The 24,399-nt window shown below is 71.6% G+C and carries 21 protein-coding genes; 10 read left to right on the top strand and 11 right to left on the bottom strand.

Annotated elements, in window-relative coordinates; translation table 11 throughout:
- The first annotated feature begins 142 nt into the window (after positions 1-142).
- The 3 genes from sigK to QE381_RS16010 all read left to right on the top strand — a co-directional run bounded on the left by sigK (position 143) and on the right by QE381_RS16010 (position 2,646).
- Complete coding sequence (gene sigK / locus QE381_RS16000) at positions 143-733, top strand: ECF RNA polymerase sigma factor SigK (RefSeq protein WP_307219763.1); 591 nt, start codon at positions 143-145, stop codon at positions 731-733.
- A complete protein-coding gene (locus tag QE381_RS16005) occupies positions 730-1,524 on the top strand; it encodes an anti-sigma factor (protein ID WP_307219764.1) in 795 nt (264 codons plus the stop codon). Before sigK ends, QE381_RS16005 begins: the two co-directional genes overlap by 4 nt.
- A 237-nt stretch (positions 1,525-1,761) precedes the next feature.
- Positions 1,762-2,646, top strand: coding sequence for an aminodeoxychorismate lyase (locus QE381_RS16010; RefSeq protein WP_307219765.1), 885 nt, complete (start codon positions 1,762-1,764; stop codon positions 2,644-2,646).
- 253 nt (positions 2,647-2,899) lie between these two features.
- On the opposite strand, the gene QE381_RS16015 is transcribed toward QE381_RS16010, so the two are convergent.
- The 6 genes from QE381_RS16015 to QE381_RS16040 all read right to left on the bottom strand — a co-directional run bounded on the left by QE381_RS16015 (position 2,900) and on the right by QE381_RS16040 (position 9,503).
- Positions 2,900-3,754, bottom strand: a complete 855-nt coding sequence (locus QE381_RS16015) for a type IV toxin-antitoxin system AbiEi family antitoxin domain-containing protein (RefSeq protein ID WP_307219767.1) — start codon at positions 3,752-3,754, stop codon at positions 2,900-2,902.
- Between the two features lie 233 nt (positions 3,755-3,987).
- Entirely contained in the window at positions 3,988-4,767 is a 780-nt protein-coding gene (gene pstB / locus QE381_RS16020) for a phosphate ABC transporter ATP-binding protein PstB (RefSeq protein ID WP_307219768.1), read from the bottom strand.
- A gap of 26 nt (positions 4,768-4,793) precedes the next feature.
- Complete coding sequence (gene pstA / locus QE381_RS16025) at positions 4,794-5,885, bottom strand: phosphate ABC transporter permease PstA (protein ID WP_307219769.1); 1,092 nt, start codon at positions 5,883-5,885, stop codon at positions 4,794-4,796.
- On the bottom strand, positions 5,882-6,895 hold the full coding sequence (gene pstC / locus QE381_RS16030; RefSeq protein WP_307219771.1) for a phosphate ABC transporter permease subunit PstC: 1,014 nt from the start codon (positions 6,893-6,895) through the stop codon (positions 5,882-5,884). Before pstC ends, pstA begins: the two co-directional genes overlap by 4 nt.
- 169 nt (positions 6,896-7,064) lie before the next feature.
- Entirely contained in the window at positions 7,065-8,183 is a 1,119-nt protein-coding gene (locus QE381_RS16035) for a phosphate ABC transporter substrate-binding protein PstS (protein WP_307219773.1), read from the bottom strand.
- Between the two features lie 156 nt (positions 8,184-8,339).
- The gene (locus QE381_RS16040; RefSeq protein WP_307219775.1) at positions 8,340-9,503 is read right to left on the bottom strand and encodes a substrate-binding domain-containing protein; all 1,164 of its coding nucleotides are present in this window, start codon (positions 9,501-9,503) and stop codon (positions 8,340-8,342) included.
- A gap of 83 nt (positions 9,504-9,586) precedes the next feature.
- On the opposite strand from QE381_RS16040, the gene QE381_RS16045 reads away from it, so the two are divergent.
- Positions 9,587-13,531, top strand: coding sequence for a Pls/PosA family non-ribosomal peptide synthetase (locus tag QE381_RS16045; RefSeq protein WP_307219776.1), 3,945 nt, complete (start codon positions 9,587-9,589; stop codon positions 13,529-13,531).
- A complete protein-coding gene (locus QE381_RS16050; protein ID WP_307219778.1) occupies positions 13,528-14,823 on the top strand; it encodes a M1 family metallopeptidase in 1,296 nt (431 codons plus the stop codon). The genes QE381_RS16045 and QE381_RS16050 overlap by 4 nt, the downstream gene beginning before the upstream one ends.
- Positions 14,824-14,919: 96 nt before the next feature.
- Here the strand turns inward: QE381_RS16050 and QE381_RS16055 are convergent, their stop codons facing one another.
- Genes QE381_RS16055 through QE381_RS16070 form a run of 4 tightly spaced genes read right to left on the bottom strand, consistent with a single transcriptional unit; the run spans position 14,920 to position 19,310 of the window.
- The gene (locus tag QE381_RS16055; protein WP_307219780.1) at positions 14,920-15,453 is read right to left on the bottom strand and encodes a chemotaxis protein CheY; all 534 of its coding nucleotides are present in this window, start codon (positions 15,451-15,453) and stop codon (positions 14,920-14,922) included.
- Position 15,454: 1 nt separating this feature from the next.
- The gene (locus QE381_RS16060) at positions 15,455-16,393 is read right to left on the bottom strand and encodes an NUDIX hydrolase (RefSeq protein WP_307219782.1); all 939 of its coding nucleotides are present in this window, start codon (positions 16,391-16,393) and stop codon (positions 15,455-15,457) included.
- Entirely contained in the window at positions 16,390-18,555 is a 2,166-nt protein-coding gene (locus QE381_RS16065) for an RNA degradosome polyphosphate kinase (RefSeq protein WP_373426960.1), read from the bottom strand. Before QE381_RS16065 ends, QE381_RS16060 begins: the two co-directional genes overlap by 4 nt.
- Positions 18,556-18,611: 56 nt before the next feature.
- Positions 18,612-19,310: a winged helix-turn-helix domain-containing protein gene (locus QE381_RS16070; protein WP_307220569.1), complete on the bottom strand. Its 699-nt coding sequence runs from the start codon at positions 19,308-19,310 to the stop codon at positions 18,612-18,614.
- A 112-nt stretch (positions 19,311-19,422) separates the two neighbouring features.
- On the opposite strand from QE381_RS16070, the gene QE381_RS16075 reads away from it, so the two are divergent.
- The 4 genes from QE381_RS16075 (at position 19,423) to QE381_RS16090 (ending at position 22,670) form a co-directional block, all read left to right on the top strand.
- Positions 19,423-19,716, top strand: coding sequence for a hypothetical protein (locus tag QE381_RS16075; protein ID WP_307219786.1), 294 nt, complete (start codon positions 19,423-19,425; stop codon positions 19,714-19,716).
- Between the two features lie 148 nt (positions 19,717-19,864).
- Positions 19,865-20,467 carry an FABP family protein gene (locus tag QE381_RS16080; RefSeq protein ID WP_307219789.1) on the top strand — a complete coding sequence of 201 codons (603 nt, stop codon included), beginning with the start codon at positions 19,865-19,867 and terminating at the stop codon, positions 20,465-20,467.
- Positions 20,464-21,558 (top strand): folate-binding protein YgfZ, encoded by a 1,095-nt coding sequence (locus QE381_RS16085; protein ID WP_307219791.1) that lies wholly within the window; start codon positions 20,464-20,466, stop codon positions 21,556-21,558. The genes QE381_RS16080 and QE381_RS16085 overlap by 4 nt, the downstream gene beginning before the upstream one ends.
- Before the next feature lie 2 nt (positions 21,559-21,560).
- Positions 21,561-22,670 carry an aromatic acid exporter family protein gene (locus QE381_RS16090; RefSeq protein ID WP_307219793.1) on the top strand — a complete coding sequence of 370 codons (1,110 nt, stop codon included), beginning with the start codon at positions 21,561-21,563 and terminating at the stop codon, positions 22,668-22,670.
- Positions 22,671-22,717: 47 nt separating this feature from the next.
- Here QE381_RS16090 and QE381_RS16095 read toward each other — a convergent pair whose 3' ends face one another.
- On the bottom strand, positions 22,718-23,590 hold the full coding sequence (locus tag QE381_RS16095; protein WP_307219795.1) for a class I SAM-dependent methyltransferase: 873 nt from the start codon (positions 23,588-23,590) through the stop codon (positions 22,718-22,720).
- 40 nt (positions 23,591-23,630) lie between these two features.
- Here QE381_RS16095 and QE381_RS16100 point away from each other — a divergent pair, with 40 nt between their 5' ends.
- A complete protein-coding gene (locus tag QE381_RS16100) occupies positions 23,631-24,380 on the top strand; it encodes a phosphoglyceromutase (RefSeq protein ID WP_307219796.1) in 750 nt (249 codons plus the stop codon).
- The last annotated feature ends 19 nt before the right edge of the window (positions 24,381-24,399 follow it).

The raw sequence follows: 24,399 nt of genomic DNA on the forward strand, positions 1-24,399 counted from the left end.
CGAGGTTGTTCGGCGTGCTCGTCGGATCGGATGGGAAGTTTTTCCGGATCGAGCGCATCGCGGCGACTGCCGCACATCGCCGTCCTCGTCAACCCCGTGGCCGGATGCGATGCGCTGCGGCAATCTCGGTCATGCTGAGGGGATGGTGATCGACGGAATGGACGCGTCCGCGATCGGCTCGGACCCCACCGACCCGGTCGCCGACCTTCTCGTCCGCACCGCGACCGGAGACCAGGACGCGTTCGCCGAGCTGTACGACCGTCTCTCACCGCGTGTGTTCGGCCTGATCCTGCGTGTGCTCGTCGACCGGTCACAGAGCGAGGAGGTGCTGCAGGAGGTCTTCCTCGAGGTCTGGCAATCCGCATCCCGCTTCGCTCCGAACAAGGGGCAGGGAAGGTCGTGGGTTCTCACGATCGCGCATAGACGGGCCGTCGACCGGGTGAGGTCGGCGCAGTCGAGCGCGGATCGCGACGTGCGCGCGGGCTTCCGAGACCTCGGCGTGCCGCACGACGGCGTGGCCGAGGAAGCAGAGCTTCGGATCGAGGGACGGAAGGTGGCGAGTGCGATGGCCGAGCTGCCCGACGCCCAGCGAGAGACGCTCACCCTCGCCTATTACGGGGGATACAGTCAGAGCGAGATCGCCGCGCTCGTGGGAGCTCCCCTCGGGACGGTGAAGACTCGGATGCGCGACGGACTTTCGCGCCTGCGTTCGGTGATGGGGGTGATGTCGTGAACGACCGCGAGTTCGAGGAGCTGTCGGCCGGGCACGCGCTGGGTGCCCTCTCTGCCGAGGACGAACGCCTGTTCCAGCAGGCGGTGCGCGCGCGCCCCGACCGTGTCGACAGAAGCCGGGACGACGAGGAGGCCGCGGCCATGCTGGCGGATGCCGTCACGCCCGTGACGCCGCCCCCGGCTCTGCGCGACAGCCTCCTGGCCCGCATCGCGGTCACCCCGCAGGTCGACGCGTCGCCCGTCGAGGACGGATCGGCTCCGGCATCTCCCGACACCCCTACGGGGGATGTCGCGGTGCTCCGGGAGGACGCATCCCGCCGCGCCGCGCGACCCCTGCGCGCAAGCCGGCTCTGGTTCGCGCTCGCCGCCAGCATCGCGCTGGTCGTCGCGATCGGGGCGGGCGTCGCGGTCGTGGCGCAGCAGACGCAGCGCCCGGCGGCGGTGGTCGCGCTCGAGCAGATCGAGAGAGCCCCCGACGCGCAGACCGCGTCGTCGTCGGTCGCGGGCGGAGGCGACGCCACGCTCCACTGGTCGCCCTCCCTCGGCAAAGCCGTTCTCGTCTCCGAGGGGCTGCCCGCCCTCGCCTCCGACCAGTCGTTCGAACTGTGGTTCGTCCGCGACGGCGAGCCCGTCTCGGCGGGGGTGTTCGACGCATCCGGCTCGTCGACGACGGCCGAGCTGGCGGGGCGGATGGAAGCGGGCGACATCGTCGCCGTGACGGTGGAGGCCGCCGGCGGATCGCCCAGCGGTCAGCCCACGAGCACACCGATCGTCGCGATCCCCACGGCCTGAGCGTGCCGGTCGTCGTGACCGTGCGGTATGAGCGAGCCGGTCGTCGTGACCGTGCGGTTTGAGCGTGTCGGGCCGGAGCGCGGTCGCAGGGCCTTGGACATGGAAGCGCCGGGCCGCAGAACGCCTCTCGGCGCGAGGCCGCTCGCAGCGGCAGAAGATGGAGCCCGGGGTTACTGCGGCCCGGCCGAACCAGTGTAACCGAGGCGGCGGGGGAGGTGTTCCGCTTAGGCTCGACCCATGGTCTGGCGTCATGCGATCCTGCTCGAGCCCGCGGCATCCGACGATCCGCGCACCGATTTCGCCGAGCTTCTCACACCGATCGACCCGACGGCTCCCGCGTTGAGCGTCGGTGAGCTCAGCACGCAACGCGGCGACGGGATCTTCGAGTCGATCGGGGTTGTCGACGGGCATGCCCAGGAGGTCGAGGCGCACCTGGAGCGCCTCGCCCACTCCGCCGCGATCTGCCAGCTGCCCCCGCCGAACGTCGCGCAGTGGCGTCAGGCCGTCCAGGCGATCGCCCGCGAGTGCCCGCCCGGGGAGTGCGTGATCAAGCTGATCCTGTCGCGCGGGGTCGAGCACGGACCCGCGCCGACGGCGTGGGTCACGGCGTCCACGGCTCCCGACAACGCGGCGGTGCGTGAGCACGGCATCCGCGTGGTCACGCTCGACCGCGGCTACGACAGCGGTGCCCCCGCGCGGGCGCCGTGGCTGCTGCTCGGCGCGAAGACCCTGTCCTACGCGACCAACATGGCCGCGATCCGCGCCGCACACGCCCGTGGGGCGGACGATGCCGTGTTCGTCTCCAGCGACGGCGTGCTGCTGGAGGGGCCGACGTCGTCGCTCGTCCTGCGGCAGGGTGATCGGTTCGTGACCCCGGAGCCGGGAGCGGGCATCCTCCATGGCACGACGCAGCTCAGCCTGTTCTCGTGGCTCGAGACGCAGGGCTACGAGACCGGCTATGCGTCGCTGCCTGTGTCGGCGCTGCGCGAGGCGGATGCCGCGTGGTTGCTCTCGAGCGTGCGTCTCGCGGCGGGTGTCACGGCCGTCGACGGCGAGCCGTTGGCATACGACGCCGCGCTGACGGCATCCATCAACGCCTACCTGCTCTCTCCCCGGGACTGATCCGGGCGCGACCGCCGTGTGGTCCGGCCCGTCGGCGGTCGCCGGGCCGTGACCGTCGCGCCCGTCCGGCCGTGCCGGTCTGGCCGTGCCGGGTCCGGGTCGGCCGACCGGGCTGCGGGGATTGTGACCGACACGCCGTGTTCGGGGGCTGGTCACCGGCGTGCCGCGCACGATCCCCGCAGGAGCGGATGCGGGGTGGCACCGCCGCGGCAGCGTCGAGGCCGCACGGCGGCATGGCCGCCCGGGCGCGCCGTCAGTCGCGGTCGGGAGCCAGATGGTGTCCGGGAGCCAGGTGGTGCCCCGCGGCCACTTGGGCGAGGATCGCCCGCTCGACCAGATCCCAGTCGTGCACCACGAGGGCGTAGTCGAATCGGAGGGTGACGTATCCCCACGCGGCGGCGTTCGCATCCCGCACGAGATCCTTGTGCCGCAGCGAGGGACCGTCGTGGTTCCCCGCGCCGTCGGTCTCGACGATCAGCCGGTCGCCGATCAGCAGGTCCACCGTGCCGACAGCGTGCACCCGTCGCTGCGTGCGCACCCGCAGGCGGTGCTCCCGCAGCCGCCAACGCACGAGCGACTCCAGCCCGCTGTCGGCGTCGCGACGTGCGAGCGCGATCGCGGCGCGTCCGTCACGGTTCGTGCGGCGGAGGAGCCACTCGATGCCGGTGCGATCGAGGAGCCCCTGACGGAGTGCGGATTCGAGGGCGACGAAGAAGGCCTCGACGCCGCGACATCCGAGGATCTGCCGCAGCACGCGCGACACCGAGGGAACGCCGAACGTGTCGGTCGAGGGGACGTCGTCCCAGTGCTCGACGCAGCCGCATCCGGCTGGGTGGTGGCGGTGTCCGTCGCCGCGCAGCCAGACGTGCACGTCGTCGTCATCGTCGAGCACCCACAGGCCGAGATGCCGTGCCGCCGTCACGCAGGCCGGCACGCCGCCGTGCGCGGCTGCCGTGGCGACCGCGACGCAGAGGCCGCGAGTGGCATAGACCCCTCTTCGCACGCGATGGAGGATGCCCGCATCCTGTTGTGCACGCAGCTGCGTGCGGGAGCAGCCCGACCGTCGCAGCTCGGCTGTCGTCATGATCGTCGCGTTCTGCTCGCACATCGGATCAGCGTGCCGCTCGGCGCGACGCCGATCGGGGACACGGCAGCCGACTGTGGATCGGAGCCGAGAAGACCCGGCCTGGGGAGGAGAGGATGTCGAAACCGAACTGCGGGGATCGTGCACGGCACGCGGGCGAGGGGGCGATCCCTCGGCGTGTCGCCCACGATCCCCGCAGGAGCGGATGGATGCGGCGGCGAACCGGATGCGGCGGCCCGAGCCCCCGCATCCGGCGCTCACCCGAAGCGGCCGGAGACGTAGTCCTCGGTCGCCTGCACGGACGGCGTCGTGAAGATCGTCGAGGTGTCGTCGTACTCGATGAGCTTGCCGGGCTTGCCGGTGCCGGCGATGTTGAAGAACGCGGTCTTGTCGCTCACACGCGACGCCTGCTGCATGTTGTGCGTCACGATGACGATCGTGTACTGGCTCTTGAGCTCCTCGATCAGCTCCTCGACCGCGAAGGTCGAGATCGGGTCGAGAGCCGAGCACGGCTCGTCCATCAGCAGCACGTCGGGGGAGACCGCGATCGCCCGGGCGATGCACAGACGCTGCTGCTGGCCGCCCGAGAGACCGGCGCCGGGCTTGTCGAGCCGGTCGCTGACCTCGTTCCACAGGTTCGCGCCGCGGAGGGACTTCTCCACGAGCGCGTCGGCGTCCGACTTGGAGATGCGCTTGTTGTTCAGCCGCACACCGGCGAGCACGTTCTCGCGGATCGACATGGTGGGGAACGGGTTGGGCCGCTGGAACACCATGCCCACCTGGCGCCGGACGATCACGGGGTCGACGCCGGGGCCGTAGAGGTTGTCACCGTCGAGCAGCACCTCGCCCTCCACGCGACCCCCGGGGATCACCTCGTGCATGCGGTTGAGAGTGCGCAGGAACGTCGACTTCCCGCAGCCGGACGGACCGATGAACGCCGTCACCGTGCGCGGCTGGATCTGGATGGACACGCCTTCGACGGCGAGGAAATCGCCGTAGTAGACGTTGAGATCGTTGACTTCGATGCTCTTGGACACGCGAGTGGCCTTCCTTGCCTTCGGGCTTATCGGGTTTTCGGCGCGAAGACCATCGCGACGATTCGGGCTATGAGGTTGAAGATCACGACCAGGACCACCAGCAGGAGAGCCGCGCCCCACGCCTGTGCCTGCGAGGCGGCGATGTCGGTTCCCGGGAAGCTGTAGCTCGTGTAGGCCATGACCGGCAGGGTCTGCATCGCGCCGTCGAACGGGTTGGCGTTGAAGTTGTCGGTGAAGCTGGCGGCGATGAAGATCGGCGCCGTCTCGCCCACGACGCGGGCGACGGCGAGCACGACGCCCGTGACGATGCCGCTGAGGGCGGTGCGCAGCACGACCTTGATGATCGTGGTCGATCGCGGCACCCCGAGGGCGAGCGAGGCCTCGCGCAGGTCGGCCGGCACGAGCCGGATCATCTCCTCCGTCGAGCGCACGACGATCGGGATCATGAGCACCGCCAGGGCGACGGATGCGGAGAACCCGCTGAACGCCTTCGGGCCGATGAGCAGCGCGAACAGCGAGAACGCGAACAGACCGGCGACGATCGAGGGGATGCCGGTCATGACGTCCACGAGGAACGTGATCGCGCGCCGCAGCGGGTTGTTCGGCAGCGCGTACTCGGTGAGGTACACCGCGGCGAGGATGCCGATCGGCACCGCCATGGCGGCGGCGATCCCCGTGATGATGAGCGTGCCGACGACGGCCTGCCACGCGCCGGGGGTGTAGGCGACCTCGAGGGTGTCCGGGTTGAACTGGTTGCCGCCGACGCCGAAGATGAACGACGGGTTGAACATCGACATCCCCTGGGTCACGACGGTCCACAGGGTCGAGATGAGCGGCGCGACGGCCAGCACGAAGGCACAGGTCACGAGTGCCCGCACGATGCGGTCGACCGCTTTCCGCCGGCCCTCGACGATCGAGGAGCCGATGCCGATCGCGATCATGTATACGACCGCGGTGAGGACGAGCCAGAGGGCCCAGTTGAATCCCTGCGTGACCACGAGCATCACGACCGCGAGGACGACGGCGGTGACGCCGAGGACGACCGGCTCGATGTACCGGGGTAGCCGGCCGCTCGTGAGGACCGTGACCGGCGCACTCGTCGATGTGGCAGCGCTCACGCTGCTGCTCCCTTCTTGACGCCGCGCTTGGCGGAGCCGCGGCCCGTCGAGGACGTCCGCGCGACGATGTAGCGCGCGAGCATGTTGACGGCGAACGAGACCACGAACAGCATGAGGCCCGTGCCGATGAGCGCGGAGCGCTGGATGTCCGTCGCGATCGGGAAGTTCAGGGCGATGTTGGCCGCGATCGTCTGCGAGTTGTACCCGTCGGTGAGCAGCCGCACCGAGAAGATGAGCGACGGCGAGATGATCAGCGCGATCGCCATCGTCTCGCCCAGGGCGCGGCCGAGGCCGAGGAGCGTCGCCGACACCATCCCGTTCCGCGCGTAGGGGAGGACGGCGAGCCGGATCATCTCCCAGCGCGTCGCGCCGAGCGCGAGCGCCGCCTCCTCGTGCAGCCGGGGGGTCTGGAGGAAGATCTCGCGCGTGATCGAGGTCACGATCGGCAGGATCATGACCGCGAGCACGACGCCGCCGGCGAGCATCGTTGACCCCGTCGTCGAGACCGGACCGCCGAAGAACGGGATCCAGCCGAGGTTCGCGTTCAGGAACTCCGAGAGCGGCAGCAGGAAGGGGCGGATGACGTAGATGCCCCACAGGCCGAAGACGATCGAGGGGACCGCGGCCAGCAGGTCCACGATGTAGCCGAGGAACCCGGCGATGCGACGGGGCGCGTAGTGCGAGATGAACAGGGCGATGCCGATCGCGACCGGAGCCCCGAGCACCATCGCGATGAGCGCCGACCAGATGCTGCCCCACAGCAGCGGGGCGACGTAGTTCCAGAAGGTGCCCCAGTTCTGGTTCTGATAGTTGAGGAGGTCGGCGTTGTCGCTCCAGTTCGCCGTGATCGCGGGCAGACCCTTGATGATCAGGAAGATCGCGACGCCGGCGAGGATCACCATGATCGAGACGGCGGATGCGGTGGACAGCCCGAGGAAGACCGTGTCTCCCGGGCGGCGCCGGGCGGAGGCCTTGGCCGTGACGCGCGGTGGCGAGACGGTCTGAGTCATCGGTCCCCCCAAGAGGTGACTGTCGGCATGTGTCGGGTTCCTTCTCGAGGTTCGTTCTTCTGATCCGAGCGACGATGTGCCGGCTCAGCCCGTTCACCGCGCAGACGCCCGGGGAACCGGCTGAGCCGGGCTCGCCCTCGAAGGGAGGGCGAGCCCGGCTCGGTGGGAGTTACTTGATCGCGGCGATGGTCTTCGCGGCGTCGGCGAGCACGCTCTCCGGCAGCGGCGCCGAACCGGCGTTCTTGGCGGCGATCGCCTGGCCCTGCGAGCTGGCGATGTAGCCGATGTAGGACGTCGTCACCTTGGCCTGCTCGGCGTTCTTGAACGTGGAGCAGAGGATCGCGTACGACACCAGCGGGATCGGGTAGGTCTCGGCGGTCAGCTTGCTGTAGTCGAACTTCTTCGACAGGTCGCCCGGGACGCCGTTGGAGGCGTCGACGGCAGCGACGGCGAACGTCTTGGTGACCGCGTCGGCGCTGAAGGGGATGGCGGTGCCGCTCTGCAGGATCGCTGCGGAGCTCAGGCTGCCGATGGCGGAGTGGTCGGCGTAGCCGATCGTGCCGGTGCCGGCCTGCACGGCCTGGACGACGCCCGAGCCGCCCTTCTGGAGCGAGACGTTGCCGGTGACGGGCCAGTTCTTGTCCGCCTTGTAGGGCCACGCGGCCGACTGGGTCGCGGCGAGGTAGTTGGTGAAGTTCTGCGTCGTGCCGGAGCCGTCCGAACGCGCCACCGTGGTGATCGCGCCGGCGGGGAGCGCCGTGCCGTTGTCCTTCGTGATGGCCGGGTCGGACCAGTCGGTGATCTGCAGGTTGAAGATCTTCGCGATGGTCTCGCCGCTCAGGGTGAGCTGGGTCACGCCGGGGATGTTGAAGATGATCGCGACGCCGTCGAGGTAGATCGGGATGTTGACGCCGCCCTCGGTGCACAGCTGCTTCGACTGCGTGGTCTGGTCCGCGTTGAGCGGCGAGTCGGAGCCGGCGAAGTCGTACGCGCCGCTGAGGAAGTTGGTGACGCCGCCGCCCGAGCCCTGCGACTTGTCGTAGTTGATCGTGACGCCCTTGACCTGCGCGTTGTAGGCGCTCGTCCACGCGGCCTGTGCGTTGGACTGCGCGCTGGAGCCGCCCGCCGTGATCGTGCCGGTCAGTGAGGCGTCGAGCTGCGCCGTGACGGCCGAGGAGGAGGACGTGGATGCCGGGGAGTCCCCGTTCGAGTTCGAGGCACAACCGGCGAGCGCGAGGGCCGCGACGGCCGCAATGGCGCCCACCTGGGCGATGCGGGTGATCTTCACTGTGAGTTTCCTTCACGTGTCAGGGTTTTGTTCGGCCCGGTGCAGGGCTCGCCATGACGCTAAACACGCCGTCTGGCCGAAGTGGGCCGTCAGAGTGAACGAGAGGTAAACGGTGGGAAGCCGATGCGTGTCGCGCATCCGCAGTTCCCACGATGCTCAGGCGCCCGGCTGCGGGATGGCGGCCAGGAGGTCGCGTACGGGGGTGCGCACCGAGGCGGGCAGTCCCGTCTGGGCGTCCTCCGCCGGGATGCGGGCCGCCGTCGCCGCGAGCGCGAGAGCGCGGAAGCCGTCGGTCGTCGCAGCATCGGGGTACTCGGCGCAGCCGATGAGGTAGTCGACCGACACGAGCGGGTACGCGCCCTCGACCGAGGGGGAGCGGTCGACCACGACCGTGAGCGTGGTGCCGAGCGCATCCGTCCGCAGCTCGGAGTTGCCGACCGTGGCGAGCGCTCCGCTGGCCGAGGGAGCGACGTAGCCGGACAGGCTCGCGATGCGCGCGACGTGGGCGTCGCCCGCATCCGCGGTCCAGGCGTAGCCGATGGCGCCCTCGCGCGCGGCGACCGTGCTCGCGACGTCGCGGGCCTCGGGCGCGGCGAGCCCGTTGTGCAGCGGCCAGCGCTCGACGGCGCCGCTGGTCCACACCGAGTCGGTGTTGGCGGAGAGGTAGTCCGTGAAGTTCTGGGTGAGCCCGGACGCCTGGCCGACGTGCACGGCCGTGATGGGCAGATCGGGCAGCTCGACGTCCGGATTGGATGCGGCGATCGCCGGGTCGTTCCAGACGGTGATGCGGCCGGCGTAGATGCCGGCGAGGGTCGCCGCGTCCAGGTTCAGCTCGGTGATGCCGTCGAGGCGGAACACGACCGAGATGGACGAGACCGACACCGGCACCTGGACGATCGTCGGCTGCACCTTCTCGGGCGCGGCCGTCGCGGTCGGGGAGGCGTCCGCGGCACAGCCCGTGAACTCGAGCTCAGCACGCTCGGCCTCCGTGAACGCACGAGAGGAGAGGGCGAACTGGTCGACGCCCGCGGCGAAGCGTCCGCGGCTGGCCGGCGACTCGGCGTCCTCGTATGCGAGCGAGATGTCCGGGTTGGAGGCGGCGAGGCCCGAACGCCACATGTCGATCGTCGACGACAGCGGGGCGGGCCCGGCGCCCGAGAGGGACGCGACGACACCCGTCGGGGTCCACGGGGTCGCGGTCGGCGAAGGGGTCGGCGAAGACGGCACGGTGGGTGAAACGGTCGCGGTGCAGCCGGTGGCGGCGACGAGAGTCGCGAGCCCCAGCACGGCGCTGTCCCGGAGTCGGCGGGGAATCGGCACCCGGACATCCTAATGACCAACGCTGGGCGGCGCCCCGGCGTGGGACACCGCCCGTTCACCCGCGCCCCATATCCTTCCCCTCTATGGCCCTGCAGACCGAGCTCGACCGCACTGCGCGAGCGGCGGCCCCACGAACGCTGATCGACGTCCTGGCCGACACCGTCCGCCGCCACCCCGAGGCGTCGGCCATCGACGACGGCTCCGGAGCGATCAGCTACCGCGAGCTGCTCGCGCTGGTCTCGCGCACGGCGACCCGGCTGGTCGAGGCCGGCGTGCGGCGCGGTGATCGCGTCGGCGTGCGGATGCCCTCCGGCTCCAAGGAGCTCTACACCGCCATCCTCGGCGTGCTCGCCGCGGGCGCCGCCTACGTTCCGGTCGACGCCGATGACCCCGATGAGCGGGCTCGGCTGGTGTTCGGCGAGGCCGGCGTGCGCGGGGTGATCGGCGGCGACGGCGAGTTCATCGCGACCGCGGACGACGAGCCGGGCGTCGGCGCGGCGCCGGCCGCCCTGTTCGACGGCGAGTCGCCGCATCCGTCGACGCAGGCGATCCTGGCCGTTCCCACCCCGACTCCGGACGACGACGCGTGGATCATCTTCACCTCCGGCTCGACCGGCGTGCCCAAGGGCGTGGCGGTCTCGCACCGCTCCGCCGCCGCGTTCGTGGACGCCGAGGCGCGGCTGTTCCTGCCGACGGTGCCCCTCGGCCCCGGCGATCGCGTGCTCGCCGGGCTCTCGGTCGCGTTCGACGCCTCCTGCGAGGAGATGTGGCTGGCCTGGCGACACGGCGCCTGCCTCGTCCCGGCGCCGCGCGCGCTCGTGCGTTCGGGCGAGGACCTCGCGCCGTGGCTCATCCGGCAGGGCATCACGGTCGTCTCGACCGTGCCGACGCTCGCCGCCATGTGGCCCCCCGAGTCGATCGAGAACGTGCGCCTGCTGATCTTCGGCGGCGAGGCCTGCCCGCCCGAGCTCGCCGCGCGGCTCGCGGCGGCCGACCGCGAGGTGTGGAACACGTACGGGCCCACCGAGGCCACCGTCGTCGCGTGCGGTGCGCTGCTGGACGGCTCCGTGCCCGTGCGCATCGGCCTGCCGCTCGACGGCTGGGCGCTCGCCGTCGTGGATGCGGACGGTCGCCGGGTCGCGCCGGGCGAGGTCGGCGAGCTCATCATCGGGGGCGTCGGGCTCGCCCGTTACCTCGATCCCGAGAAGGATGCGCAGAAGTACGCCCCGATGCCCGAGCTCGGATGGGAGCGTGCCTACCGCTCGGGCGACCTGGTGCGGTACGACCCCGAGGGCCTCGTGTTCCAGGGCCGCGCGGACGACCAGGTCAAGGTCGGCGGCCGCCGCATCGAGCTGGGGGAGGTCGAGGCGGCCCTCCAGGACCTGCCGGGCGTGAGCGCGGCGACCGTCGCCGTGCAGCGCAGCGAGGCAGGCGTGCCGGTGCTCGTCGGATACCTCGTGCTCGCCGACCCCGTGGCCGGACTCGACAGGGCGGCCGCGCGGCTGTCGCTGGCCGAGCGCCTGCCCGCGGCCATCGTGCCGCTGCTCGGGGTCGTCGACGAGCTGCCCGTGCGCACCTCCGGCAAGGTCGATCGCGCCGCCCTGCCGTGGCCGCTGCCGGGCAGCGAGACGCCGGTCGCCGGCCTCACACCGGCCGAGGCATGGCTCGCCGAACAGTGGCAGGCCGTCCTCGGGCTTCCCGTCCCCGGCTCGGATGCGGACTTCTTCGACCTCGGTGGCGGCTCCCTGGCCGCGGCGCAGCTGGTCTCACGCATCCGGCTCCGCGTTCCCGAGTTCTCGGTCGCCGACATCTACGACATCCCCCGGCTGGGCGCGATGGCCACGGCGCTCGGGCCCCTCGCCGCGGCCGATGAGGCGACCGGGTTCCACCGGCCGTCGCCGACTCCGCGGGCGACGCAGTGGGTGCAGACCCTGCTCGGGGCGCCGTTGCTCATCCTCACGGGCGTGCGCTGGCTGTTGTACGTGCTCACCGCCGGGACCCTCCTCCACGCCGTCTTCGGCATCGACGCCCTGCCGACCGCCCCCTGGTGGACGCTGGTGATCGGCCTGGTCGTGTTCGCGACCCCCTTCGGCAAGATGGCGATCGCGGTGCTCTCGGCCCGGCTGCTGCTGACGGGACTGCGTCCGGGCGACTACCCCCGCGGCGGAGAGGTCCACCTCCGCCTGTGGCTGGCGGAGCAGATCGCGGATCAGATCGACGCCGTCGGCCTGGCGGGCGCCCCGTGGGTGAGCTATTACGCCCGCGCGCTCGGCGCCAAGATCGGGCGGGATGTCGACATGCACACCCTGCCGCCCATCACCGGCATGCTCGAGATCGGCGACGGCGCCTCGGTCGAGCCGGAGGTCGACCTCTCCGGCTACTGGATCGACGGGGACGTCGTCCGCGTCGGCGGCGTGCGCATCGGCGCCCAGGCCTCCGTCGGGGCGCGCAGCACGCTCGCGCCGGGGACCCGCATCGGCCAGCGCGCCGAGGTCGCCCCGGGCTCGGCGGTGTTCGGCCGCGTCAAGGCGGACCAGTCGTGGGCCGGCTCGCCCGCCGTGCGCGTCGGCTCCGTCGACGCGGGCTGGCCCACGGAGCGTGCACCCGCGCCGCACGCCTGGATGTGGGCGTATGCGGCATCCGCCTTCGCGCTCGCGCTGCTGCCGGTCGTCGCGTTCGTCGCCGGGGCGCTGGTGCTCGCGGCCGGGATGCGCGACGCGCACACGCTCGGCGACGCGGCCGGCGCCGCGTTCGCGCTGCTCGTGCCAGCCGTCGTGGTCGCGGGTCTCGTGTTCGCGGGCGCCGTCGTGCTGTTCGTGCGTCTGCTCTCGATCGGTCTCGCACCGGGCACGTGTCCCGTGCGCAGCCGGGTCGGTTGGCAGGCGTGGACGATCGAGCGACTCCTCGACTCGGCGCGCACGATCCTGTTCCCGCTCTACTCGAGCCTGTTCACACCGGTGTGGCTCCGGATGCTCGGCGCCCGCGTGGGGCGCGACGTCGAGGCCTCCACGGTGCTCCTCCTGCCCTCGCTCGCCCGCATCGAGGACGGCGCCTTCCTCGCGGACGACACGATGGTGGCGTCGTACCAGCTGCGGCGCGGCTGGCTCCGCATCGGCGAGGTCCGCATCGGCAAGCGCGCCTTCCTGGGCAACTCCGGCATGGCGGCACCGGGCCATCGCGTGCCCCGCGACGGGCTGGTCGCGGTGCTCTCGTCGGCGCCGGTCAAGGCGAAGCCCGGCTCGTCATGGCTCGGCTCGCCCGCCGTGCGCCTGCGCCGTGTCGTGGGCGAGGCCGACGAGAGCCGCACCTATCGCCCGACGCCCGGGCTGCGGCTGGCCCGCACGCTCTGGGAGCTGTGCCGCTTCGTGCCGGTCGTGGCCACGTGCGCCCTGGGGCTCGGCGTCCTCCTCGCGCTCGCCGCGCTCGCAGCGGCCGTCGGCGCGGGTCTCGCGGCGCTCCTCTCGGGCATCGTCATGCTCGCCGCGGGCGCCGTGGCCGCGGGCGTGACGACGGCGGCGAAGTGGCTGATCGTGGGTCCGATCCGTGCCGGGGAGAAGCCGCTGTGGTCGAGCTTCGTGTGGCGCACCGAGGTCTCGGACACCTTCACCGAGATGGTCGCCGCTCCCTGGTTCGCCCGTGCCGCCGCCGGCACCCCGGCGCTGGCCGTCTGGCTGCGCTCGCTCGGCGCGCGGATCGGCCGCGGCGTCTGGTGCGACAGCTACTGGCTGCCAGAGCCGGACCTCGTGACCCTGGGCGACGCATCCACCGTCAACCGGGGCTGCGTCGTGCAGACCCACCTTTTCCATGATCGAATCATGAGCATGGATGTCGTCGAGCTCGAGCCGGGTGCCACGCTCGGCCCGCACAGTGTGATCCTGCCCGCGGCGACGATCGGTGCGCACGCCACCGTGGGCCCCGCATCCCTCGTCATGCGCGGGGAGACCGTGCCGGTGGGGTCGCGCTGGAGCGGGAACCCGATCGGCCCCTGGCGAGCCGTGCGCGTGCGCCCGTACCAGTCGACCTCATGACGGGCACGGGGGACGGCTACGCGCCGCAGAGCGGGGACCGCGCCTACCGTGTCGAGTCGTACGACCTCGAGATCGACTACCGCGTGCGCACGAACCGGCTCGAGGGACGCGCGATCATCAACGCCGTGGCGCTGATCGCCACGCGCTCGTTCGCGCTCGATCTCGTCGGGCTGCGCGCCACGAAGGTGCGGGTCGACGGCGATCGGCGCTCCGCGTTCACGCAGGGACCGCGAGTGCTCCGCGTCACGGCGCCGGCCGTCGTCGAGCCGGGGGAGCGGTTCTCGATCGAGGTCGCCTACGCCGGCAGCCCGGCCCCGCGACGTTCGCGCTGGGGGGCGATCGGCTGGGAGGAGCTCACCGACGGAGCGCTCGTGGCCGGACAGCCCACGGGAGCGCCCACCTGGTTCCCCTGCAACGACCGTCCCGACGATCGTGCGCGTTTTCGCATCGCCGTGACCACGGATGCCGAGTACACGGCGGTCGCCACCGGTCGCCCCCTCGGCACGACGCGCAGTGGTGGCCGTCGCACGGCCGTGTTCGAGAGCGACGTGCCGACCGCGACCTACCTGGCCGCCGTTCACATCGGCGCGTACCGGGAGGAGGAGCTGGAGCTGCCGGCGGGGATCCCCGGGATCCTCGCGACCCCGCCCGCGCTCGCGGCGGATGCGCGCCGGGCGTTCGCGGACGTGCCGCGGATGCTCGAGCTCTTCGCCGAGGCGTTCGGGCCGTATCCGCAGGTCAGCTGCACCCTCGTGGTCACGGCCGACGACCTGGAGATCCCGCTCGAGGCGCAGGGCCTCGCGGTGTTCGGCGCGAACCACCTGCATCCCTCCGAGCAGCGGCTGATCGCGCACGAGCTGTCGCATCAGTGGTTCGGCAACAGCGTCGGCATCGCGCGCTGGCGCGACATCTGGCTCAACGAGGGCTTCGCGTGCTACGCGGAGTGGCTGTGGGCCGAGGCCGCGGGCGGTCCGACCGCGGAGGAGAGCGCCCGTCACCACCACGCGCGACTGCGTGAGGAGGCGCAGGATCTGCTGCTCGCCGACCCGGGTCCCGACCTGATGTTCGACGACAGGGTCTACAAGCGCGGCGCGCTCACCCTGCACGCGCTGCGCCGTCGGCTGGGAGATGCGGCGTTCTTCGCGCTGCTGCGCGAGTGGTGCGCGGAGCACCGGCACGGCCTCGTGACGACGGAGGACTTTCGTGCGCTCCTGGCCCTCCGCGCGCCCGACGAGGCCGTCGAGACGCTGCACGTCTGGCTCGACGACCTCCCCCTCCCCGCCCTCCCGTAACCGCCTCCCGCCTCTCCCGAATCCACGCCCGATATGGGTCGCGGGGGTGTGGAATCGGCGCACGCGTGTGGACTCGCGGGAGGGAGAGGGACGGGGTCACGGGGTCGTGCGGGCGAGCGAGATCAGCACGCCGACGGCGACGGCGATGTCGCGACCGACCACGGGCGCAGCGCGGCCGGGAACGCGGGCACGCCATCGCCGGCCGAAGCCCGACACCCGCACGGAGCCGACGTCGACGAGGAGCCCGCGGCCGTCGGCCTTCAGCGCCGCCTCCACGCGCACCCAGTCCCGGATGTCGGCACCCGCCCGGCCCAGGACCGGTCCGACGCCCGCGCGCTCGCGCACCGCATCCACGGTGTATTCGGCATCCACCCCGATGGCCCCGGGGCCCGCGCCGACGGCCGCGACCGCGAGCGTCGGCGCGCCCGTCCGGCTCGTGGCGTAGGCGACGGACACCTGCGGTCCCCGGCCCACGACCCGCAGCGGCCCGTGGTCCTCCGCGCCGCAGCGCGCGCAGCGCTGCACGAGCTCGAGCGGGGCGCCGGCGAGCTCGCGCACGAGTGCCCGCGACACCTCGCGCCGGTCGACGCCCTCGGGCACCTGACGCCAGGCGATCAGTGCCCTCGCCACGTCACACCTGCGGCAGCACGGTCTCGATCGCCGCGATCCCGGAACCGGGATTGGTCCGCGACAGGTGCGCGACCGAGAACCCCCCGACCTCCAGGCTCGACGCGCTTCCGAGGTAGGAGCCCCGCAGCGTCCCGGTCGCCAGCGCCAGCTCGTTCAGGATGTCGGGCAGCACCGGGCCGTGGCTGCACAGCACGGCCGGCTTGCGCGCGCGCACGCGCTTGCCGACGACCGTTCGCGCGTCGGAGGCACCGTCCTCCCATGCGTCCTGGCTGATCTCCGGGACCAGCCGGATCGGCCGTTTCAGCGCTCGTGCGAGCGGATCGACGGTCTCGATGCATCGGGTCGCGTCGCTGGACAGGATGCGTCGCACGCCGTACGCGCGCAGCGGCCCCACGATCGCCTTCGCCTGTCTCCTGCCCCGATCGGTCAGCGGACGGGTCGCGTCCGAGCCGCCCCACTCGCTCCGGGCGAGCGCTTTCGCGTGGCGCAGGGCGATGACCGGGAACGTCTCGAGGACGCCGTCGTCGGCGAACGTCAGGAACGCCTCGACGATCTCGACGTCGACCGGGTAGCTGAGATAGCCGAGGGCCCGCTTCGGGGTGACCCACTCCAGCGCCGCGATCTCCTTGTTCGGCACGAAGTCGGACGCCCGTATCGCGTCCTCCGTCGCCTCGGCCGCCCAGTAGTGCACGATCTTCTCGCGGCCCTTGGGCATGATGTAGCGGGAGACGCCGACCGGCAGCCCCAGATGCACCCGGATGCCGGTCTCTTCGTGGATCTCGCGCACCGCGGTCTCGACGAGCGTCTCGCCGGGGTCCACCTTCCCCTTGGGGAGCGTCACATCGCGGTACTGGGTGCGGTGGATGAGCAGGATCCTGAGCCTGCCCTCCACGAGGCGCCACACGACCCCGCCCGCGGCGTAGACGGCGGTGTCGGTCATCGCACCGTCCGGGGACGCCGACGGCGCAGCACGTTGGCCATCGTCACGTCCTGCAGATCCGCGAGCGGGCGGCCTTCGGCATCCAGGTGATGCCGCGTCCACACGCCGTCCGGGCCCAGCCACCAGGAGCCGATCTGCTCGCTCATCGCGAGCGTGAACAGATCGTTGAGCTCCGTGATCTGCTCCGGCGCGACGAGGCGCACGAGCGCCTCCACCCGGCGGTCGAGGTTGCGGTGCATCATGTCGGCGCTGCCGATGAACGCGGCGGGATCGCCGTCGTTCTCGAACGCGAAGATGCGCGAGTGCTCGAGGTAACGGCCGAGGATCGAGCGCACCGTGATGTTCTCGCTCATCCCGGGGACGCCCGGCATGAGGCTGCAGATGCCGCGCACCCACACCTCGACCGGCACGCCTGCCTGGCTCGCCCGGTACAGGGCGTCGATGATCTGCTCGTCGACCATCGAGTTCACCTTGATGCGGATGCCGGCCGGCTTGCCCGCCAGCGCGTGTCGCCGCTCGCGGTCGATCTGCCGCAGCAGGCCCTTGCGCAGGTGCAGAGGTGCCACCAGGAGCCGCTTGAACTTCTTCTCGATCGCGTAGCCGCTGAGCTCGTTGAACAGACGCGTGAGGTCGCGCCCGACCTCGGGGTCGACCGTGAACAGCCCGAAGTCCTCGTAGACGCGACTGGTCTTCGGGTTGTAGTTGCCGGTGCCGACGTGGCAGTAGCTGCGCAGCGACCCCTTCTCCTCGCGGATGACGAGCGCCAGCTTGCAGTGGGTCTTCAGTCCCACGAGGCCGTAGACGACGTGGACGCCCGCCTTCTCGAGCTTGCGCGCCCACACGATGTTGTTCGCCTCGTCGAAGCGCGCCTTCACCTCGACCAGCGCGAGCACCTGCTTGCCCGCCTCCGCCGCGTCGATGAGCGCCTGCACGATGGGGCTGTCGCCCGAGGTGCGGTACAGGGTCTGCTTGATCGCGAGCACGTGCGGGTCCTTGGCCGCCTGCTCGAGGAAGGCCTGCACGCTCGTCGCGAACGACTCGTAGGGGTGGTGCACGAGCACGTCGCCCTTGCGGATCGCGGCGAAGATGTCGGGGCGCTCGTTGTTGTCGCCCGGCTGGAACGCCACCGCCGTGGTCGGCACGTGCGGCGGGTAGTGCAGCTCCGGCCGATCGATGCGACCGAGGTCGAACAGCCCGCGCAGATCGAGCGGCCCGGGGAGGCGGTAGACCTCCTGCTCGGTGATGTCGAGCTCCTTCAGGAGCAGGTCGAGGGTGAGCTCGTCCATGTCGTCGGTGATCTCGAGCCGGATGGGGGGACCGAACCGGCGTCGCAGGAGCTCGGCCTCGAGCGCCTGGATGAGGTTCTCGGTCTCGTCCTCCTCGATGACCATGTCCTCGTTCCGGGTGAGCCGGAACGCGTGGTGGTCGAGGATCTCCATGCCGGGGAACAGATCGGCGAGGTTGTTGGCGATGAGGTCCTCGAGCGCGATGTAGCGCACGTGCTCGCCGGTGCGTGACACCTCGACGAAGCGGGGGAGCATCGGCGGGACCTTGAGTCGCGCGAACTCCTGCCGTCCTGTCTTCGCGTTGCGCACGCGGATCGCCAGGTTCAGCGACAGCCCCGAGATGTACGGGAAGGGATGGGCGGGGTCGACGGCGAGCGGCATGAGGACCGGGAACACCTGCGCCTGGAAGTACTCGTACAGCCGCTCGCGATCCTCCTCGGCGACCTCGTTCCAGCTGAGCACCTCGATGCCCGCCTCGGCCAGGGCCGGCTTGACCCGCTCCTGCCATGCCTCCGCGTGGCGCAGCTGCAACGCGTGCGCGGCCTGCGAGATGTCGCCCAGGACGTCGGCGGGCGAACGGCCGATGTTGGTGGGAACGGCCAGGCCCGTGATGATGCGGCGCTTGAGGCCGGCCACGCGCACCATGAAGAACTCGTCGAGGTTGCTGCCGAAGATCGCGAGGAAGTTGGTCCGCTCGAGCACGGGGAGGTTGGGGTCCTCCGCCAGCTCCAGCACGCGCTGGTTGAACGCGAGCCAGCTCAGCTCCCGGTCGAGGTAGCGCCCTTCGGGGAGCTCTGCGTCCTCGGCCTCGCTGATCTCGTCGAAGTCGTCGTCGTCCGCGTCGCCGAGGCCGGCATCCAGCACGTCCTGTTCCATCACCACCTCATCATTGCAGTCGAGGGTGACCGGCGTGTGAACGGATGTCCGCGGCCTCAGGCCCCGGAACGCTCCTTGGGCACGGGCACCTGGTCCTCTTCGTACACGTTGAAGCGGTAGCCGACGTTGCGGACCGTGCCGATGAGCTGCTCCAGGTCGCCGAGCTTGGCCCGCAGTCGCCGCACGTGCACATCGACCGTGCGCGTGCCGCCGAAGTAGTCGTAGCCCCAGACCTCGCTCAGCAGCTGCTCCCGGGTGAACACACGAGACGGGTGCGTGGCGAAGAAGTGCAGGAGCTGGAACTCCTTGTAGGTGAGGTCCAGCGGGCGGCCGTGCACCTTGGCGGAGTAGGACGACTCGTCGATCGAGATGCCGGAGGTCTGGATGCGGGTCGAGACCTGTTCCGCGCTGCGGCGGCCGAGCACGAGCCGGATCCGGGCGTCGACCTCGGCGGGGCCGGCGCCCACGAGGATCACGTCGTCGACGCCCCAGTCCGTCGACACGGCCGTCAGGCCGCCCTCCGTGACGATCAGCACGAGCGGAGCGTCCAGGCCCGTCGTGTTGAGGATCTTGCAGAGCGACTTGGCGCCGACGAGATCGAGACGGGCGTCGACGAAGACGACGTCGGCACTCGGTGCGTTCACCAGCTGAGCGGGCTCAGCCGGGATCTGACGCACACGGTGCGAAAGCAACTCGAGCGAGGGCAGCACCGGTGTTCCGGTCTGCGCAGAGCTCAGGACGAGTAGCTGTGCCAATGGAGTCCTCCCGGCGGTCTTCAGCCGCATCGACCCTCATCTTAGGCGCTGCGCGACCCTCGGCTCGTGGTCTGCGCGTGCGAATGCCTCGCGGGTACGCGAGAATGGCGGAATGACCGCGCCAGAACTCGTCCCTCCCAGGCCCACCGGCGGGATCGTCGGGGTCTGGATCGCGACGGCGCTCGCCGGTGTCGGCATCGTGCTCTTCGTGCCGCTGCACTGGCAGTCCTCGTGGATCACCCTCACGCTGGGGATCGCGCTGATCGCCGCGTTCATCGTCCAGCTCGCCTACGGTCGGGCGCAGCGGTTCATCCGGCGCACGGCGATCACGGTGCTCGGGTCGCTGCTCATCCTCGGTGTCATCTCGGCCGTCGCCGCACTCGTGGTCCTGCTGCGCGGACTGTGATCCCTGCGCGGTAGGATGAGTGCATGGACCTCGTCGCGCTCGAACTCTTCTTCGTGGGGCTGCTCTCGCTCGCCTCGCTCGCGATCGTCTTCGTCTCGGCCGTCGTCGTCAAGAATCTGTACCGCGGCCAGCGCTGACGGAGCGGGCGATGATCGAGATTCCGACCGATCTGCCCGCAGACCTCGCCCCTCTCGCCTGGCTCGTGGGCGTCTGGGAGGGGACGGGCGTCATCGACTACGAGGCGTCCGGACACCGCTTCACCGGTGAGTTCTCGCATCGACTGGCTTTCACCGACGACGGTGCCGGTGCGCTCGGCTACCGCGCGACGGCGCGCATGATCGACACCGACGCGGCGATCCCCCTCGTCTCGGAGACGGGGTACTGGCGGCTCGCGCGCCCGCAGACCCCGGCCGATGCCGGTCCCGGGCTGCTGCCGCCGCGTGCGAGCGGCAGCGTCCGCACGGCCGACGACGTCGAGGTCCTGCGCACGCCGGAGGGCGGCTTCGAGATCCAGGCCAGCATCGTGCACGCCGACGGTCTGAGCGAGCTGTACCTCGGACAGATCCGAGGTCCGCGCATCGACATCGCCACGGACGCCGTGGTGCCCCCGCCCGGGGGCGCAGAGTACGGTGCCGCGACCCGCATGTACGGGCTCGTCGACGGGCATCTGCTGTGGGCATGGGACATCGCGGCGCTCGGCGGAGAGCTCGCCTCGCACGCCTCCGCCCGGCTGGCGAAGGTCGAGCGATGACGGGCGTGTTCGCGGGAGTGCCCGGGGTCGTCGTCGACGACGACCGGGTGCAGCACTTCGGCAATCCCTTCGCCGAGCAGCGCGCGCTCGTCGGGGGCAGGGCCGTCGCCGTCCTGGAGGATCGTGCGGCGCTCGCCGTCACGGGCGAGGATCGGCTCTCCTGGCTCGACTCGATCAGCTCGCAGGCGCTCACCGGTCTCGCTCCCGGCGTCTCGACCGAGTTGCTCGTGCTCGACCCGCAGGGGCGGGTGGAGCACGCCGCGGCCGTGATCGACGACGGCGTGACGACCTGGCTCATCGTCGACCGCGGGGATGCCGCACCTCTCCTGGAGTGGCTCCGGCGCATGCGATTCCGGCTTCGGGTCGACCCGCAGGAGGCATCGGGGCTGATCGTGCTCGGCGCGACGGACGCGGGCGTCCACCTGCTGCCGGCCGCAGCGCCCGCCCACGTGCCGCTCGTGTGGCGCGACCCGTGGCCGCAGGTCGCGCCCGGCGGTGTCGGGTACGCCGACGCCGCCGACCATCCGGGCGCCGAACGCTCCTGGAACGAGGTGCTCGTGACGACCGCGGATGCCGAGGCGCTCGCCGCCGCGGCGATCGCGGGGGAGATCGCGCTTGCGGGCGCGGTCGCGGCCGACGCGCTGCGCGTGGCCGCGTGGCGGCCGCGCTGGGCCGCCGAGAACGACGAGCGGCTCATCCCGCACGAGGTCGACTGGCTGCGCACCGCCGTCCACCTCGACAAGGGCTGCTATCGGGGGCAGGAGACCGTGGCCAAGGTGCACAATCTCGGCCATCCGCCCCGCCGCCTCGTCGCGCTGCACCTCGATGGCAGCGACGACGTCCTGCCGGCGCCCGGCGACCCGGTCGAGATCGACGGCGCTGTCGTCGGCGCGATCACCTCCGTCGCGCGGCACCACGAGGACGGCCCCATCGCCTTGGCGCTGGTCAAGCGCTCCGCGGGCGTCGAGGTCGACGCCGTCGTCCGCACCGCCGGCGGCGAGGTGGCGGCGAGCGTGCGCACGGTCGTCCCCGCCGACGCCGGGGCTGCGGCATCCGTTCCCCGCCTGCCGCGGCTGTCGCGACGCCGCTGACGATGAGCGCGGGCCCCGTCACGCAGCCCGTGCCGGTGCGCTGGCACGACCGCCTCGACCCGCGCCCGGCGTTCGCCCGTGCCGGTCAGTCGCTCCCGGCGATCGTGCAGATCGTGATCGCGGCGACCGCGGCGTTCGCCTTCGCGCACTTCGTCCTCGGCCACGAGACGCCCGTGCTGGCCGGAACGATCGCAGTGTCGAGCCTCGGGCTCGTCCGTGACGCGCGTCCGCGTCGCGTGGTCGAGACCGTGGTCGGGATGATGCTCGGCGTGCTCGTCTCCGAGGCGCTCCTGCGCATCGTCGGCACCGGTTGGTGGCAGCTGCCCATCGTCCTGGCCGCGGTGCTCCTGGTCGCCCGGCTGTTCTCGCCGCAGCCGGGGTTCGCGATCGCGGCCGCCATCCAGGGGCTCATCGTCCTGCTGTTCCCCGGCGCCGACACCGAGGCGGTCATGGCCAGGCCGCTCGACGGCGCGGTGGGAGGGGCCGCGGCGATCCTCCTCACCGTCGTGGTGCCGCGGAGCTTCCGTCGAGAGCTGCGCCACGACGCCCGCGCACTGTTCGCCGCCGCCGATGCGGCCGTGGCGGCGATCGTGCAGGGCCTCGAGAGCGGACAGAGCCGCCGCGCCGACCGCGGGCTCGAGAAGGCACGGGGACTGGATCCGCTCGTCCGGGCGTGGCGCGAGTCCCTCGACTCGGCCACGGCGATCGCTCGCATCTCGCCGTTCCTGCGGCGTCGCCGTGGCGAGCTCGAGCGTCAGCGGCGCATCCTTCTCGCGATGGATCTCTCGGTGCGCAACCTGCGCGTCGTCGGCCGGAGGGCGGCCTACGTGCTGGACGACGGCGTGCCGCGTCCGGTGGCCGCCGACGTGCTCGACCAGCTCGCACGCGGCATGGCCCTGGTCGGGGAGTGCCTGGAGGACATCGCACTCGAGCCCGCCGCTCGGGAGGCGTTGCGCGCGACCGCGGCCCACCTGCATCCCGCGGAGCTGCTCCCGGACGCCTCGCTGGGCGATCACAGTCTGCTCACGGCCATGCGGCCGCTCGCGGTCGATCTGCTCACCGCGGCCGGGGCGCCGCCCGACGACGCGCGGGCGGCGATCCCTCGTATCTGACCCTGCGCCGCTGACTCCACGCCGCCGGATCAGGTCCTCTCGCCGGGTCAGGAGGTTCTCTGCCCTGACTCGCCTGTCTCGGCCGGATGGCCTGACGCTGGCGTGGGCGCCACCGCCGCCCACGCCAGCGTCAGCTCGCCCAGCCGCCAGCGCGACCGCTGCAGCAGCGGCCATCCGGCGTCCGCGAGCGCCCCGAGCGCTGCGCGCCAGCGCTGACGGGGGCCGAACGTCGACATCGCCGCCGCCCGCGTCCATTCGCGGTCGAGCGCGTCCAGCAGCTCGTGCACGCGCTCGCCCGGCACATTGCGGTGGATGAGGGCCTTCGGGAGTCGCTCGGCCGCGATCGAGGGGTCCTCGAGGGCCGCGAGCCGGAGCGACACCGTGAAGGTCAGGGGATGCGCGTCGGCTCCGACCGCGACCCACGTCGACACGCGCCCGATCTCGTCGCTCGTGCCTTCGACGAGGATGCCGCCGGGCTCCAGCCGCGCCGTCATCTGCCGCCACGCCGCGGGAACATCCTCCTCGTGGTACTGCCGCAGGACGTTCATGGCACGGATGATGCGAGGCGCCCGCGGCACGGGCACCTCGAAGCCGCCCCGGTCGAACGAGACCCGCGCGTCGGGGCGGAAGGGCGTCGTGCCCTCGCGGACCCGCCTCAGGTGCGCGCGCGCCGAGATCACACGTGCCGGATCGATCTCGATCCCGTGCACCTCGACATCCCCCCGCGCTCGGTGCAGCCGGGCCTCGAGCTCGAGGGTCGTGACCGCGCTCGCGCCGAATCCGAGGTCGACCACGAGCGGATCCGGGCCTGCCGTGCGCAGCGCGGGATGCCGCGCGATCCAGCGGTCGACGCGCCGGAGCCGGTTGGTCCCCGTGGTCCCGCGGGTGATGCGACCGGAGGGGGAGGACGCCGCGGCCATGACGCCATGATGCCAGCCCCGCGCTCGATATCATTGCCGCATGACCTCCCCTTACACCCTGATCCTGCTGCGCCACGGCCAGAGCCAGTGGAACGAGCTGAACCTGTTCACCGGATGGGTGGACGTGCGCCTGACCGACCAAGGCAAGGCGGAGGCGGCCCGCGGCGGCGAGCTGCTCGCCGAGTCGGGGCTGCTGCCCGACGTGCTGCACACCTCGCTCCTCAGCCGCGCGATCCAGACGGCGAACATCGCGCTGGATGCGGCGGACCGTCTCTGGATCCCGGTCAAGCGCTCGTGGCGGCTCAACGAGCGCCACTACGGTGCCCTGCAGGGCAAGGACAAGGCGCAGACGCTCGAGGAGTTCGGCCAGGAGCAGTTCATGCTCTGGCGCCGGTCCTTCGACGTTCCGCCGCCCCCGCTCGCCGACGACAGCGAGTTCAGCCAGGTGAACGACCCGCGTTACGCCGGCATCGACGGCGACGTGCCCCGCACCGAGTCCCTCAAGCTCGTGATCGACCGGCTGCTGCCCTACTGGGAGAACGAGATCGTCCCCGACCTCACGGCGGGCAGGACGGTGCTCGTGACGGCTCACGGCAACTCGCTCCGTGGACTCGTGAAGCACCTCGAGGACATCAGCGACGACGACATCGCCGGGCTCAACATCCCCACCGGCATCCCGCTGGTCTACCGCCTCGACGAGAACCTGCGTCCGCTCGGGCCGGGCGAGTACCTCGACCCCGAGGCCGCCGCCGCCGGTGCCGCAGCGGTCGCCTCGCAGGGCAAGAAGTAACCCTGACGACACGCAGAAG

The organism is Microbacterium sp. SORGH_AS_0888, assembly GCF_030818905.1.
In the GTDB taxonomy this organism is placed as follows: Bacteria; Actinomycetota; Actinomycetes; order Actinomycetales; family Microbacteriaceae; genus Microbacterium.